Raw genomic sequence first — 15,456 nt, 5'->3', positions numbered from 1 at the left:
TACACATACACATGCACGCAGCGCAGCGCCCGAGACAGCAGGAACGGAAGATGCGGATGAGCCTGACCACAGACGAACTGCCCCGACTGGCCAGTCCCAGCAGCATCGCCGAACTCTCCGAGCTCATGGCCCGCGCCCACGCCGAGAACCGTACCGTCGCCGTGTTCGGCGGTGGCACCGCCTTCGACGATCATCCGCCCGCGTCCACTCCGGGCCTGCTCATCGACCTGACGTCGATCGCCGAGGCGGCCGACTCTTCCGGCGACACCATCCGTGCCGGAGCCGGAACCCGGATCAGCGCGCTGAACAGGTCCGTCGCCGAATCGGGACGGGAGATCCTCGCGGACCTTCCCCGCGACCGCATCGATGCCGGTGCGACCCTCGGCGGAATGATCGCCACCGCGGCCACCGGACCGCGCCACCTGCGCCGACCCCGGCTGGCCGACACAGTGCTGTCCGTGTCGACCGTCGCCGCCGATGGAACCATCGCCCGCACCGCTCACGGACTCCACCCGGATCTGGACGGCCGCGATCTGCGCAGCCTCGTCACCGGATCCTGGGGGACCCGGGCGATCATCGCCGAGGCCGAGATCCGTCTGACCGAGCGACCCGCAACGCAGAGGTTCATATGGATCCCCGGCACCGAGGCGGCCGCCGACCTCCTCGTCGCCCGCCGCGTCCCCGATGCGGTCAACATCGAACGTCCTCCCGGGTCACCGGCGGCGACAGTGGTTCTCATCGAGGGGGAGGCCGGCGAGGTCGAAGCCGAGGTAGGCCACCTCGTTGATTGGGTTCCCGGCGCGACTCCGTGCGGGGAACCGGAATGGTGGGGGAACAGAGCCCGGTTGGCCGCGACCATCGGGGTGTTCGTGGCACCGAGCTTCATCCCGACTCTCATCGATGCCGTCGACCGGCTGGAGACGACGATCGGCTATCCGCTGCAGCTGCGCGGAAGCGCGACGGGGTCGTTCGAACTGGGCATCGGCACCCCGGAATCCGAACCGGGAATGGCCATGCGCGTGGTCCTCGAACACCTGCGCAGCTTCGGCCTGCGTTTCCTCGCGGCCCGGCTCGTCCATGCGCCTGCACCGGTCTGGGATGAGGTCGACGCGTGGGGTCCGCAGCCGGGACGTCAGGGTTGGGAAGAGCTGAAGGCGCTCGTCGATCCGCGCGGAATCCTGGCCCCGGGCCGCGGAATCGCCGGAATCTAGCCCTGCTTCACCAGCAGCACGGGGCACTCGGCTTCGAGGATGACCTGCTGTGCACTCGAGCCGAGCAGCAGCTTCACCACGGGCGAGCGGCGCTTCGTGCTCATGACGATGAGCGCAGCATCGTGGTCCTCGGCTAGACCGAGGATCTGCTCGGCCGGATCGGGACCGGAGCGGTGGACGGCATACTCGAGCCCCGCCTCGGCGAGGGCGGCACCCAACTTGGTGCACTCGGCCAGGGGAGACGTCGACGGTGCCGTCGTCGTGTCCGTGCCGAACACGACCGCCTGCACCGCCGCGTTCTCACGACGGGCCGCGGCGGTCGCCTGCTCGAACACCTCATCGGAGGAATCCGAACGCAGTGCCAGGACCACGGTCGCGGACGCGGAATCGATGTTCGGCGAGGCGGTGACCTGCAGGGACGGGGCGGGGAAGCGGCGGTGTGGAGCCGAATAGAGATCAGTCATCTCAGGTCTCCGTTCAGCCGATTCCGATGACGCCGACGGCGACACCCACGGCGAGCATGACGAGGGCGACGATGAGCGCGCGCCACAGCACCTTCTTATGGTGATCGCCGAGCTCCACGCCGGACAGGGACACGAGCAGCAGGATCGCGGGCACCAGCGGTGACTGCATGTGCACGGGCTGGCCGGTGATCGAGGCGCGGGCCATATCGGCGGCGGAGATGCCGAAGTGGGAGGCGGTCTCGGCGAGGACGGGCAGGATGCCGAAGTAGAAGGCGTCGTTGCTCATGAAGAACGTCATCGGGATCGACAGCAGGCCGGTGATGACGGCCATGTAGGGTCCCATGGAGTTCGGGATGACCTGGACGAGCCATTCGGCCATCGCGTCGACCATTCCGGTGCCGGACATGATTCCAGTGAGCACGCCCGCGGCCATGACCATGGCGACGACGGAGATGATCGCGGTCGCGTGGGAAGCGATCTCCTCCTGCTGGTCCTTCATCTTCGGGAAGTTGACCATGAGCGCGATGACGGTGCCGATCATGAACAGGTACGGCAGCGGCAGGATGTCGATGATGAGCAGGACCATCACGGCCACGGTCAGAGCCAGGTTGAACCAGAACAGCTTCGGCCGCAGGGTCGCGCGGTTGGGATCGAGCGCGGTGTTCGACAGGCCCGTACCCGAGCCGGACGCAGTGGTTGCGTCGTCCACGGAGCCGGGTCCCGCCTCGGTGGCGGTGTCATCGTTCGCCGAGGCGGCCGAGTCGGATCCGTGCCCGTGACCACCCGTGGTCGCACCGTTCCCGGTCCCCGCGGACGATCCCGCGGTCGTGCCGGCACCGGCCACGGCGCCGACGAGGTCCTTGCGGCGGTTCGATCCGCGGTCCTCGACCCAGGCGACGCCGTTCTTGGCCAGGCGGCGGCGTTCGGAGATGCCGAGCACATAGGCGAAGACGAAGCACACGAGCAGGCCCGCTACCAGGGAGGGCACCATGGGAACGAAGATCTCGTTCGCGTCGATCTGCAGCGCCGAGGAGGCACGTGCCGTCGGTCCGCCCCATGGGACGATGTTGAGGGTGCCGTTGATGAGACCGGCCACGCAGGTGAGCACCACCGGCGACATCTCGAGGCGCTGGTAGATCGGCAGCATGGCCGCGGTGACGACGATGAACGTCGTCGATCCGTCACCGTCGAGGGACACCGCACCAGTGAGCAGCGCGGTGCCGAGGACGACTTTGACGGGGTCGTTGCCGGCGACCTTGAGGATGAACTCGACGAGCTTGTCGAAGAGGCCGACGTCGATCATGATGCCGAAGTAGATGATGGCGAAGAGCAGCAGCGCTGCCGTTGACGACATCGAGGCGATCGCGTCCATGACCATCTCCCCGATGCCCAGTCCTGCTCCGGCGAAGAGGCCGAAGATCGTGGGCACGAGGATGAGCGCGAGGATCGGCGAGAGGCGTTTGGTCATGATCAGCGTCATGAAGACGACGATCATGGCGAAACCGAGAATGACAAGCACGAGCTTCTCCTTCGAAGGCGAATGTGAGGCTCGAAACACCGTAGGGCCCAGGTCACGTGCTCCGCGCGTTTGTGTGCACTGATGGCGATTAGATCGTTGAGTGCCTTTTGCGCATTGCGCTCATACGCGGCTACGCTGAGCGCGTGCCCCGGCCCCATCGTTCGTTCTCCCGTCGTGTGCTGATCTCTCAGCTCGCGCTCGTCATCGTGATCCTCGCCCTGGTCACCGGCGTGTTCGCGTGGATGGGGGCGCGCACCGTCACCGAGGTGACCGAGACGAAAGCGCTGGCCACCGCCCGCACGCTGGCGATCGATCCGGACGTCCGAGCCGCCGCCACGCAGGCTTCGGCCGAACACGCCGACGAACCCGATGAACAGCTCGTGACCTCCATGCTTAAGATCACCGATGATCTGCGCGACCGGTCGGGCATCACCTTCGCCGTCATCACCGACGACCGCGGCATCCGACTCACGCACCCCGACCGGTCGAAGATCGGGCACAAGGTCTCGACGTCTCCGGACGAGGCGCTGGCCGGACGCGAGAACGTCTCCCACGAATCCGGAACCCTGGGCGAGACGGTGCGGGCGAAGGTCCCGATCTATTCGAGCGAGGACGGAAAGACCGTCGTCGGTGAGGTCTCTGTCGGCATCTTCGCCTCCGTGCTCGATGCCGACGTCCGCCGCGAACTCATTCTGCTCGGCACCGTTGCGGTGCTCGCCCTGGCACTCGGCGGGGTCATATCGGTCATGCTCGGGCGCCGGCTGCGGAGGGAGACGCTCGGCGTCGGTCCTGAAGAGCTCGCCGAGATGGCTCGTGATCAAGGCGCCGTGCTCCACGGCCTCGACGACGGAGTGCTCGGCTTCGACACGAACGGGAAGCTCACGCTGAGCAACTCGAACGCGAAGGAGCTGCTCGGGTCTGCGACCGACAACGCGGCTGCGGCCGTTCCTGTCGGGAAGGGCGCGGCCGCCTCGGCGAACGACGTCGACCGTGCGAAGGGCACGGCCGACGCGAACGACGAAGCCGCTTCGGCGAGGGAGATCGACGACGCACCGATCGACGTGCCCGACGAGGTCACCGCGCTCATGGCCGATGCGCCCGCGGACGGGGCGCTGCGGCGGAGGATCACGATCAACGACCGGATCCTGTTGGCCACGGCCGTGCGGGTGCAGCGCGATGGGGTCTCCGTCGGCGGCGTCGTGACCCTGCGAGACGAGACGCAGATGCTCACGATGGCCCGCCAGCTCGAATCCGTTACCGCGATGGCCAGGGCATTGCGCACTCAACGTCACGAGTTCGCCAACCGGCTGCACACCGTGCTCGGCCTCGTCGACACGGGCGCGACGGACGAAGCCCACACCTATCTGTCCTCCCTGTTGGGCACCGGTCCGATCACGACCCCGGTCGAGGACATCGACCTCATCTCCGACCCGTACCTGCGCGCCGTGCTGGAGGCGAAGGGCACGACCGCCGCCGAGGCGGGAGTGAGCCTGGCCGTCACTCCCGACTCCTTGGCCGTCGGGGCAGTCCGCGACCCGGAGGCGGTCACGCTCATCCTCGGCAATCTCATCGACAACGCAGTGCGCGCGGCCGTCGCCGGGCATCGGTATGCCGAGGACGGGGGACGGGTCGAAGTGCAGGTGCTCAGCTCCGGTACGGAACTCCACGCGGTAGTCACGGACACCGGTGACGGAATCGACGACGACGTGGCTGGGAAGATCTTCGACGAGGGATTCTCGACCTCGACGGCCGCCTCGGCGCCGGATTTCGGGATCGGACTGACCACGGGCACCGGCACCGGGGACGGTCACGGACTCGGCATCGGCCTCGCGCTCAGCCGCCGGGTTGCGGAGAAGGGCGGTGGAGCGGTGTGGCTCATCGACGGGCACGACCCGGAACTCGGCGGGGCGAGCTTCGGCATGCGCCTGCCCGATGCGCTCGAGGAATTTCAGCAAGATGAGGAGAGATGATGGTCAACGTTCTCGTGCTCGATGACGACTTCTTCGTCGGGCAGATCCACGCCCGCTACGTCGACGAGGTGCCCGGCTTCACGGCACTCGAACCCGTCCGTGATCTCAAGACGGCACGCGAGGTCATCGCCGAGAACGACGTCGACCTGCTCCTCGTGGACTATGTGCTGCCCGAAGACACCGGGGTCGAACTCATCCGCGAGACCGATATCGACGCGATCGTGCTCTCGGCGGTCACGGATCCGCAGGTGGTTCGCTCGTCGCTGCGTGCGGGGGCGATGACGTACATCGTCAAGCCCTTCGCCGCCGAGGTGCTGCAGAACTTCCTTCGCCGGTACGCGAGGTTCCTCCGCTATTGGGAGCGGGAGAAGGTTGGCCAGGCCGACCTCGAGCGGCAGCTGCGCAACCTTCATGATGCCGCGGCCGTCGGCGGGACCGGAGCGAGTCCGGCGGGATCGTCGACGACCACCCGGATCCTCGCCGCACTGGAGGAGGCGAGCGGTCCGATGACGGCCCTCGAGGTCGCCGAGGAGGTCGGAGCCTCCCGCGCGACCGCGCAGCGTCATCTGGCGAAGCTCGCCGAAGCCCGCACGATCACGGTCTCCCTGCAGTACGGAAACACCGGCCGCCCCGAGCACCTCTACGCGACCCGCTGAGCCGGGGAGCATCTCGCTGTTAGCTTGGTGAACCTGCATCAGCTCGGTCCCTGCACCGAGCTGATGCAGGTTCACCAAGCTGGCGATTCGCAACGCTCCTTCGTCATCACTCTCGATCAGCCGTTGCACTGGTGTCGAGCAGATCGAGTTCGCGGGGGAGCTCGCGCATCTGCGGCGGCCGGGAGGCGAGCACCGGCAGTGAGCCGAGCAGCGCACAGACGGCCAGGATCCACATCGTCGGCGTCACTCCGAGTCGGTCGCCGAGGACACGTGCGAGAGCCGGCACCCCCTCATCGGCGCGATGTCGACCTGATCGAGCTGCACCTGCCCGCTTAGGTGGGCGATCTGGTCGCAGAGGACAAGGGGAAGCGTGACCATTTCGCCCACTCAACGCTGATGGCGAGGCTCGTGGAGAAAACTAGACGTGTGGAGAAACGGATCGCGGCACCACCACTTCACCGAGAAACGGGCAAAGCGTCGAGAAACGTATGTGTACACACGTGTCTCGACGCTTTGCCCGTTTCTCGGTGAAACGTGTGGCCTGACGTCGGATTTCACCCTAAACAGCCGTCCGCGAACGCCAAACGGCCCGCTGCGCCACCCGCCTGCCGAACCCGCAGCCGCCCGCCGCGCCACACGCCGAAACCTGCGGATTTGCTGGGCAGGAGTGCAATAGCGTCCTAAGATGAGAGACATGGCGACCAGAACGACTTCCCCCGCTTCTGGTTCCGGGAAACGCACAGCGCGCAAGAACGCTGGTCGGTCCGGCAAAGCGGGGACTGAAGAACCCGGGACAAACGTTGTCACCGGTGCATGGAGGGGAGTGGCCCACATGGCCGGAAACCGTGCGCGAAAGACTCTCAGCAACGAACCGACCGATCAGTCACCGACGAAGCGGGACGGCACTGCCTTCTTCCTCATCGGACTCTCGGTTATCATCGCCGCCTTCGAATGGTGGAACTTCCCCGGCGCGATCAGCGACGGCGTCCGCGGCATCGTCGAAGGCACCTTCGGACGGGTGGCACTCGTCCTGCCGGTGGTCTTCACCTGCTATGCGATCCGACTGTTCCTGCGCGGCGACGACAACCGCGGCAACAACCGCATCTTCATCGGGATGATCTTCGGCCTGCTCGCCGCCTCGGGCCTGGCCCATATCGCCGCCGGCAACCCGACCTTCACGAACTCCCGCGAGGCCATGGCCAACGGGGGAGGCGCGCTCGGATTCGTCGTGTCCTCACCGCTGGTCATCGCGACCACCGTCTACGTGGCCGTGCCGCTGCTCGTCCTCCTCGGACTGTTCTCCCTGCTCGTGGTCACCGCGACACCGGTGCGGGCGATTCCCCGTCGCCTCACCGACCTGTACTACCGCCTCACCGGCGGTGTCCGACCCGAATCCGGCACCGAGGCGGGTGACACCAAGCAGTCCGACCTCGTTGCCGAGAACGGCCGCACCTCCGACCTCAAATCCGTGACCGGTGCCAAGCGCCGGAGCCGGAAGAAGAAGACCGAGAACCCCGACGCCGAGTCCACCGACGAAGATGCCGTGACGAAGGCCTACGACAAGGCCTACATCCACGAGAACGACGTCAGCGACGAGGAAGCCGACACCACCCGCATCGAGACCGACCCGGAGCCGAAGCTCAAGCCCGGTCAGCGCCGCCCGACCAAGGCCGAGCGCGAGATGGCCGAGCTGAAGAAGACCATCGGGATGGACGACGACGCCGCGAACCAGGCGAAGAAGTCCGACCCTGCTGCCGCCTCGGCGCCGGTGCCGATCACGAACGCACCCGCACCTCCGCCCACGGAACAGCTGCCCGAACGCGTCGAGCAGCTCACCCTGGCCGGCGACGTCACCTACACTCTGCCCGCCTCGGACAACCTCCAGCCCGGACCTCCCGCGAAGGAACGGTCGGAGGCCAACGACCGCGTCGTCGAGGCCCTGCGCGATGTGCTCGAGCAGTTCAAGATCGACGCCGAGGTCACCGGATTCTCCCGTGGCCCCACAGTCACCCGCTACGAGGTGGAACTCGGGGCCGGAACGAAGGTCGAGAAGGTCACGGCGCTGTCGAAGAACATCGCCTACGCCGTGGCCAGCGCCGACGTGCGCATCCTCTCGCCGATCCCCGGCAAGAAGGCCATCGGCATCGAGATCCCGAACACCGACCGTGAGAACGTCGCCCTCGGCGATGTGCTCCGTTCGAAGGCCGCCCGCAAAACCGACCACCCGATGGTCATGGGTGTGGGTAAGGACGTCGAAGGCGGATTCGTCGTCGCCGACCTCTCGAAGATGCCCCACCTCCTGGTCGCCGGTGCCACCGGCGCCGGTAAGTCGAGCTTCGTGAACTCCATGATCACCTCGATCATGATGCGCGCGACCCCCGATGAGGTCCGCATGATCCTCGTCGACCCCAAGCGCGTCGAGCTGACGATCTACGAAGGCATCCCGCACCTGATCACCCCGATCATCACGAACCCGAAGAAGGCCGCCGAGGCGCTCGAATGGGTGGTGCGTGAAATGGACGCCCGCTACGACGACCTCGCGAACTACGGGTTCAAGCACGTCAAGGAGTTCAACAAGGCCGTCCGCGAGGGTCGCATCCAGGCGCCCGCAGGATCCGAACGCGTCCTCCAGCCCTACCCGTACCTGCTGGTCGTCGTCGACGAGCTCGCCGACCTCATGATGGTCGCCCCACGCGACGTCGAAGCCTCGATCCAGCGCATCACACAGCTGGCCCGTGCCGCCGGCATCCACCTGGTGCTCGCCACCCAGCGACCCAGCGTCGACGTCGTCACCGGCCTCATCAAGGCCAACGTGCCCTCCCGCCTTGCATTCGCGACCTCGTCGCTGGCCGATTCCCGAGTCGTGCTCGACCAGCCCGGCGCAGAGAAGCTCATCGGTCAGGGTGACGCCCTGTTCCTGCCGATGGGCGCGGCCAAGCCGATGCGTGTCCAGGGCGCCTGGGTCAACGAGTCCGAGATCGAGAAGGTCGTCGAACACGTCAAGGGTCAGCTCACCCCGAACTACCGCGAAGACGTGGCCGTCGAAGCGCCGAAGAAGCAGATCGACGAGGACATCGGAGACGACCTCGAACTGCTGCTGCAGGCGATCGAGCAGGTCGTCACCACGCAGTTCGGCTCGACCTCGATGCTGCAGCGCAAGCTCCGCGTCGGCTTCGCCAAGGCCGGTCGCCTCATGGATCTCATGGAGTCCCGCGGAATCGTCGGACCCTCCGAGGGATCGAAGGCCCGCGACGTGCTCGTGCGCCCCGATGATCTGCCGGGCACCCTGGCCATCATCAAGGGCGAGACCCCGCCCGAGGATTCCGGCGGCGCCTCTGCCGACGTCCCGGCCGACGGGGGTCAGAACCACGGCCAGTCCGGGCAGTCCGGATCCGGACACGCATCGGCGGCCGGGGACTATGAGGAGGAGTTCGACGACGACTACGGGGAGTCCTCGCACGGGTCGGCGTCGTCCAGCTCAGCTTCGTCCGACCGGTATGCCAACGGCGTCGGCCATGCCGGCGACCTCACTGTCGGCGATGTCGACCCGGAGACCGGACTTGAGGTCGTCGAAGCCAGCGGAGAGGACGCCTGGCAGCTCACCGGCCGCTGAACCGATTCCAACCCCACCCCTCGCCGAGGCGGTGCACCGTACCGACGGTGCGCCGCCTCGGCGATTGTGGTTGAGAAGGCCCGGCTGGAATGATCTGCTCAGCTCACTCCGATAGGCTGGACGTGTGAACGATCGAGTCGAGGCCGGAGCCTCCCAGCAGCCCTCTGCAGAACCGAGTCCGTGGAACATTCCGAACGCACTCACGGTGCTGCGCATCCTCATGGTGCCCCTGTTCCTCGTGCTCCTGCTGGCGGACGGCGGCAATGATGTGACCTTGCGCTGGTGGGCGCTCATCGTGTTCCTGCTGGCCATGTTCACCGATTTCGTCGACGGCTATCTGGCCAGGCGGAACAACCTCGTCACGAACTTCGGCAAGATCGCCGATCCCATTGCCGACAAATCACTCATGGCAGCCGCACTCATCGGTCTGGCGATCATCGTCGAACTGCCGTGGTGGGTGCCGGTGATCATCCTCGTCCGCGAATTCGGCATCACCGTGCTGCGGTTCTTCATGATCCGCATCGCCGTCATGCCCGCATCGCGCGGAGGCAAGATCAAGACCGTTCTGCAGACCGCGGCGATCGGACTGTTCCTGCTGATCTTCCCGCTCTCCGCCGTGGTGCCCTCCGTCGTCTACGTCATCCTGCTCGTCTTCGCCTGGATCATCATGACCGCAGCTATCGTCGTCACCATCGTCACCGGCGTCGACTACTGCGTGCAGGCGGCGAAGCTGTACAAGGACGCGAAGAACGGCGGGAACACGCAGCGTGGCTGAATCCGAGCTGATGGCGACTGCTCGTCGCATCATCTCCACCTGTTCTCAGTTGGGGATCTCCCTGGCGTCGGCGGAGTCGCTGACGGGAGGACGATTCGTCGCCTCACTCGTCGATGTGCCGGGTGCCTCGGCCGTGGTGCGCGGGGGACTGGTCACCTACGCCACCGACCTCAAGGCCAGCCTGGCCGGAGTCGACGCCGACCACCTCGAGGAGACCGGACCGATCGACCCGGTCGTCGCAGCGCAGATGGCCGTCGGTGCAGCTGTGCAGTGCGTCGCCGATATCGGGATCTCGTGCACGGGAGTCGCCGGTCCCGATCCGCAGGACGACAAGCCCGTCGGGCTCGTCTACACCGCGATCGCCTTCGGCGGGAAGGCGAAGGTCTTCGAGCACGAGTTCACCGGTGACCGCGACGGCATCCGCAGCCGGACGGTGCAGACGATGGCGGTCAACCTCGACGAATTCGTCGGCGAACTCGCCTTCGGGCCCGAGGCAGGGCCCGGAACGGGTCGCGAGACAGGTAGCGAGACGGACGCGGAATAAGATCGTCCACCGCGGGGTTGACCGAGTGATGACCATCGGACGAAAATTCTCCAAAGTCTTCGAATGGACTGGCAATACCATCCGCTCGGGGCACCAGGTTGGTGCTGTGTCACGGCCAGGTTGTAAAGTTGTTGGAACTACATTGACGGGACGCGCTGACAAAGGGAGGGCCGCGTTATGCTACTGAGAGTCGAAATCGGCGACGCACTTCGTTCTGCCCGCCGTCGTCAAGGACGCACCCTTCGCGATGTCTCGACCGGAGCCAGCGTTTCGCTCGGCTACCTCAGCGAGATCGAACGTGGACAGAAGGAAGCCTCATCGGAGCTGCTGTCCGCGATCTGTGAAGCACTCGACCTGCCGCTGTCAGCACTGCTGTCGTCCGTGTCGGATCGCTTCGCGCTCGAAGAAGGCGTGCAAATCCCCGACACCATTCCGCAGGAGCTCTCGGACAAGATCCTCGGTCACCCCGAGGGATACTCTTCTCCGCGCCTGGCCGCTAAGCCCTGATGCGGCACACGCTCTACTGGATCCTCATGAACGAGGAGTTCGGTGAGGCTCGTGCCGCCTCCCTGCACACCGACCTCACTCTGAGCTCCCTCGGTTCGCGGACCGCTGCGCAGGCATTCGAAGCCGGCGTCGAACCCCGCGACATCTGGATCGCCGTGTGCGACTCCATGGGCGTTCCCGAATCCCGTCGCCTCGGCAAAGAGAAGCCGCGCTCGACGCCGTTCTGATTGGCTGCGCGACCGTTCCTGATTGATCGAAGCTGCGCGCACCTTTCCCTGCCGGTGCTACCGTGCAAACAGTCGGAGTGACCATTCTGGCAGCCGGAGCGACCGGTCTGGTGAACTGCGCGATCGAATGAAACACGCGACACACCCGAATATATAGAACACCTGTTCCCATGTGAGTTATCCTGGTGAGGAATCACGGGACCTGTGACCATGAGTGGCTGGTTATCCACGGGGGAATCGCATCCTCTGTCGTTATGTCAGTGCCATCTTCTAGCCTTGGTCTCAAAGGAAAAGCAACGAAGAGGAGACGTCATGGCACGTACACCCAAGAACCTTCAGGTTCCCACCGGCGGGGACAAGTCGAAGGCACTTGAAGCCGCAATGGGCCAGATCGATCGCAACTACGGCAAGGGCGCGATCATGCGCCTCGGCGACGGTGTGCGTGAGCCCATCGCCTCCATCCCGACCGGTTCGGTCGCTCTCGACATCGCATTGGGCATCGGCGGTCTGCCGCGCGGCCGCGTCGTCGAGATCTACGGTCCGGAATCCTCAGGTAAGACGACCGTGGCCCTCCACGCCGTGGCGAACGCTCAGAAGGCCGGCGGAATCGCCGGGTTCATCGATGCTGAGCACGCGCTCGACCCCGAGTACGCGAAGAAGCTCGGTGTCGACACCGATCAGCTCCTCGTGTCCCAGCCGGACACCGGTGAGCAGGCGCTTGAGATCGCCGATATGCTCATCCGCTCCGGAGCCCTCGACGTCATCGTCATCGACTCCGTCGCGGCACTCGTGCCCAAGGCCGAAATCGAAGGCGAGATGGGCGACAGCCACGTCGGTCTGCAGGCTCGACTGATGTCGCAGGCTCTGCGTAAGATCACCGGTGCCCTGGCCCAGTCGAAGACCACCGCCATCTTCATCAACCAGCTGCGTGAGAAGGTCGGCGTCTTCTTCGGTTCCCCGGAGACCACTTCGGGTGGTAAGGCGCTGAAGTTCTACGCTTCCGTGCGCATCGACGTCCGCCGCATCGAGACCCTCAAGGAAGGTCAGGACGCGGTCGGCAACCGGACCCGGGCGAAGATCGTCAAGAACAAGGTCGCCCCGCCGTTCAAGCAGGCCGAGTTCGACATCCTCTACGGTCAGGGCATCTCCCGCGAGGGCAGCCTCATCGATATGGGTGTCGACAACGGCATTGTGCGGAAGTCCGGATCCTGGTTCACCTACGACGGCGATCAGCTGGGTCAGGGTAAGGAGAACGTCCGCAACTTCCTCCGCGACAACCCCGGCCTGGCCGAAGAGATCGAACTGAAGATCAAACACAAGCTCGGTCTGATTAAGGTCGACGAACCCGAAGAAGACGCCGAGGCGGCCGGAGAAGCACAGACGGATGACGTCGAAGTCTCCTGACGCCTCGTCGACTGACGACGAGTTCACCGGCAACGAGTCCGCCGCGTGGACCGACAAAGTCGGTGCGGGGGGCTCCGGCCAGGGTGGCTCGTCTCAGACCGAGACGCTCTCGCAGCTGCGCTGCGCGATCTCGGAGATCGACCAACGCCATGCCGAAGGAGAGGCCGGTTTCTTCGCCGGTCTCTCCGGACTCAACGACGATGATGTCACCGGCGGCGGAACCGGCAAACGCAAAAGCTCAGGTTCGCGTTCAGGCGCAGGCTCGGGAACGCGGTCGGGCAAGTCTGCACGAGTCGGTTCGAAAACCGGTTCCAAGCGGAAGAAGAAGTCCGGCGACTGGAAACGACCGTCGAAAGAACCGGACAACGGATGGGTCGAAGGCGGCACCGAATCGACTCCTGACTTCATCGACGTCCCGGACTTACTGGCCGCGGACGACAGCACTGGACCAGATTTCCTCGCCGGGGACGATAGTGCCCCGGACTTCCTCGACAGTGGGGATGACAGCGGAACGGATTTCGTCGCCGGACCCGGGCTGAGCTTCGACGAGGACGAAGACGACGGCCCCGACTTCGACGAAGACTACGCCCAGGCGAAGAAGACGGCGATGAACATGCTCGCCATGCGAGACCATTCCAGTGACGAACTGCGCAAGAAGCTTCTCAAGCGCGATCTCATGCCCGAAGCGATCGATGTCCTCATCGAGAAGCTGCAGAATTCGCGTCTGCTCAACGACGAAGAATTCGCCCACCGCTTCGCACGTGCACAGCGAGAGAACCGGAAACTCTCCCGATCCGTGCTCAAATGCGAACTGAGCAAGAAGGGCATCAGCCCCGAACTGGCCTCCGATGCAGTGGCCGACATCGACGGTGAAGAAGACCTCGCTCGCGAAGTCGCCCAGAAGAAAGCCAACTCCACTCGGCGCCTCGACTATGCGGTGCGGGAGCGCCGGATCCTCGGTATGCTCGCCCGCCGCGGCTTCCCCTCAGCGATCTGCATCAAGGTCACACGGGAAGTGCTCGCCGAAGACTGAAACGGCGCGAGCCGAACGGCTAGAATGGGTGCGCCATGACTGAACTGATTGAATCCCCGACGACATCCGGCACCACCCCTCGCAGCTACGAGGTCAAGACCTACGGATGTCAGATGAACGTGCACGACTCCGAGCGTCTGTCCGGACTGCTCGACGACGCCGGCTACGTTCAGGCGAACACCGACGACCAGGCCGACGTCGTCGTCTTCAACACCTGCGCCGTCCGCGAGAACGCGGACAACCGCCTCTACGGCAACCTCGGCCAGCTCGCGAAGGTCAAAGAGAACCACCCTGGTCTCCAGATCGCCGTCGGCGGATGCATGGCACAGAAGGACCGCGACACCATCGTGAAGAAGGCCCCCTGGGTAGACGTCGTCTTCGGCACCCACAACATGGGATCCCTGCCGGCGCTGCTCGAACGCGCCCGCCACAACGAGGAAGCCCAGGTCGAGATCCTCGAAAGCCTCGACGTCTTCCCCTCCACGTTGCCCAGCCGCCGCGAATCCCAGCACTCCGGCTGGGTGTCGATCTCGGTCGGCTGCAACAACACCTGCACCTTCTGCATCGTGCCCAGTCTGCGCGGCAAGGAGAAGGACCGCCGTCCCGGCGACATCCTCGCCGAGGTCGAAGCACTCGTCGCAGACGGAGTCGTCGAAGTCACCCTGCTCGGCCAGAACGTCAACTCCTACGGTGCCGAGTTCCGTGACAAGGGCGCATTCGCGAAGCTGCTGCGTGCCGTGGGCAATGTGGAGGGCATCGAGCGGGTTCGCTTCACCAGCCCGCACCCGGCCGCCTTCTCCGACGATGTCATCGACGCGATGGCCGAGACTCCGACAGTCATGCCGCAGCTGCACATGCCGCTGCAGTCCGGGTCGGACACGATCCTCAAATCCATGCGCCGCTCATACCGGACCAAGCGGTTCATGAACATCCTCGACACCGTGCGCGAACGCATCCCGCACGCCGCCATCACCACCGACATCATCGTGGGCTTCCCCGGTGAGACCGAAGAGGACTTCCAAGGCACCATGGACATCGTCCGCCGCGCCCGGTTCTCCCAGGCCTTCACCTTCCAGTACTCCATCCGCCCCGGCACCCCGGCGGCCACGATGGACAACCAGGTGCCGAAGGACGTCGTTCAGGAACGATTCGAACGCCTCACTGCGCTCCAGGACGAGATTGCCTGGGACGAGAACAAAGCCCAGATCGGCCGTGAGGTCGAGGTGCTCGTGACCAAGCTGCCCCACGACGATTCCCCACGGCTGAGCGGCCGTGCCGAAGACAACCGCCTCGTCCACGTCGGAATCCCCGAAGGCGCCCAGATGCCGCGACCCGGCGATTTCGTCACCGCCACCGTCACTGAGGCGAAGCCCTACTTCCTCCTCGCCGACTCCGGATATTCGGTACGCCCGTCCCGCGCTGGTGACGCCTACGACCGGGCACAGGCCGAGAGCTGCGGTGCACCGAGCCCCGGCCAGGGCTCGGCAGGCTCGACGAACCTCGGTATGCCGACCATCCGCCCCCGCGGCTGAG

Annotated in this window: 14 protein-coding genes; 11 read left to right on the top strand and 3 right to left on the bottom strand. The window is 65.5% G+C overall.

Translation table 11 applies throughout. The features are described from left to right. The first annotated feature begins 56 nt into the window (after positions 1–56). On the top strand, positions 57–1,211 hold the full coding sequence (locus GUY30_RS10870) for an FAD-binding oxidoreductase (protein WP_167197281.1): 1,155 nt from the start codon (positions 57–59) through the stop codon (positions 1,209–1,211). Here the strand turns inward: GUY30_RS10870 and GUY30_RS10865 are convergent. Beyond that, positions 1,208–1,675 carry a universal stress protein gene (locus GUY30_RS10865; protein ID WP_167197278.1) on the bottom strand — a complete coding sequence of 156 codons (468 nt, stop codon included), beginning with the start codon at positions 1,673–1,675 and terminating at the stop codon, positions 1,208–1,210. The genes GUY30_RS10870 and GUY30_RS10865 overlap by 4 nt on opposite strands. Positions 1,676–1,688: 13 nt before the next feature. Further along, positions 1,689–3,194 carry a CitMHS family transporter gene (locus tag GUY30_RS10860; RefSeq protein WP_167197275.1) on the bottom strand — a complete coding sequence of 502 codons (1,506 nt, stop codon included), beginning with the start codon at positions 3,192–3,194 and terminating at the stop codon, positions 1,689–1,691. Positions 3,195–3,337: 143 nt separating this feature from the next. Between GUY30_RS10860 and GUY30_RS10855 the strand changes: the two genes are divergently transcribed. Continuing rightward, a complete protein-coding gene (locus GUY30_RS10855) occupies positions 3,338–5,164 on the top strand; it encodes an ATP-binding protein (RefSeq protein WP_167197272.1) in 1,827 nt (608 codons plus the stop codon). Beyond that, positions 5,164–5,820: a response regulator gene (locus GUY30_RS10850; protein WP_167197269.1), complete on the top strand. Its 657-nt coding sequence runs from the start codon at positions 5,164–5,166 to the stop codon at positions 5,818–5,820. The genes GUY30_RS10855 and GUY30_RS10850 overlap by 1 nt, the downstream gene beginning before the upstream one ends. A gap of 106 nt (positions 5,821–5,926) precedes the next feature. Here the strand turns inward: GUY30_RS10850 and GUY30_RS10845 are convergent, their stop codons facing one another. Next, positions 5,927–6,106 carry a hypothetical protein gene (locus GUY30_RS10845; RefSeq protein ID WP_167197266.1) on the bottom strand — a complete coding sequence of 60 codons (180 nt, stop codon included), beginning with the start codon at positions 6,104–6,106 and terminating at the stop codon, positions 5,927–5,929. Positions 6,107–6,652: 546 nt separating this feature from the next. On the opposite strand from GUY30_RS10845, the gene GUY30_RS10840 reads away from it, so the two are divergent. The 8 genes from GUY30_RS10840 (at position 6,653) to miaB (ending at position 15,455) form a co-directional block, all read left to right on the top strand. Further along, the gene (locus GUY30_RS10840) at positions 6,653–9,433 is read left to right on the top strand and encodes an FtsK/SpoIIIE family DNA translocase (RefSeq protein WP_167197264.1); all 2,781 of its coding nucleotides are present in this window, start codon (positions 6,653–6,655) and stop codon (positions 9,431–9,433) included. A 124-nt stretch (positions 9,434–9,557) separates the two neighbouring features. Further along, complete coding sequence (gene pgsA, locus GUY30_RS10835) at positions 9,558–10,208, top strand: CDP-diacylglycerol--glycerol-3-phosphate 3-phosphatidyltransferase (protein ID WP_167197261.1); 651 nt, start codon at positions 9,558–9,560, stop codon at positions 10,206–10,208. Continuing rightward, a complete protein-coding gene (locus GUY30_RS10830; protein ID WP_323127746.1) occupies positions 10,201–10,752 on the top strand; it encodes a CinA family protein in 552 nt (183 codons plus the stop codon). The genes pgsA and GUY30_RS10830 overlap by 8 nt, the downstream gene beginning before the upstream one ends. A gap of 177 nt (positions 10,753–10,929) precedes the next feature. After that, positions 10,930–11,259, top strand: coding sequence for a helix-turn-helix domain-containing protein (locus GUY30_RS10825; RefSeq protein WP_062244061.1), 330 nt, complete (start codon positions 10,930–10,932; stop codon positions 11,257–11,259). Then, positions 11,259–11,486, top strand: coding sequence for a DUF3046 domain-containing protein (locus GUY30_RS10820; RefSeq protein ID WP_025779743.1), 228 nt, complete (start codon positions 11,259–11,261; stop codon positions 11,484–11,486). The genes GUY30_RS10825 and GUY30_RS10820 overlap by 1 nt, the downstream gene beginning before the upstream one ends. Positions 11,487–11,798: 312 nt before the next feature. Continuing rightward, positions 11,799–12,890: a recombinase RecA gene (recA, locus tag GUY30_RS10815; protein WP_062244064.1), complete on the top strand. Its 1,092-nt coding sequence runs from the start codon at positions 11,799–11,801 to the stop codon at positions 12,888–12,890. Continuing rightward, positions 12,871–13,923 (top strand): regulatory protein RecX, encoded by a 1,053-nt coding sequence (locus GUY30_RS17930; protein ID WP_228281255.1) that lies wholly within the window; start codon positions 12,871–12,873, stop codon positions 13,921–13,923. The genes recA and GUY30_RS17930 overlap by 20 nt, the downstream gene beginning before the upstream one ends. Positions 13,924–13,958: 35 nt before the next feature. Then, positions 13,959–15,455 (top strand): tRNA (N6-isopentenyl adenosine(37)-C2)-methylthiotransferase MiaB, encoded by a 1,497-nt coding sequence (gene miaB, locus GUY30_RS10805; protein ID WP_167197258.1) that lies wholly within the window; start codon positions 13,959–13,961, stop codon positions 15,453–15,455. Position 15,456 lies beyond the last annotated feature (1 nt).

The organism is Brevibacterium pigmentatum (assembly GCF_011617465.1).
Classification (GTDB): domain Bacteria; phylum Actinomycetota; class Actinomycetes; order Actinomycetales; family Brevibacteriaceae; genus Brevibacterium; species Brevibacterium pigmentatum.
The sequence above is the reverse complement of the archived record's forward strand: the minus strand, read 5'-3'. Positions and strand labels throughout refer to the sequence as shown.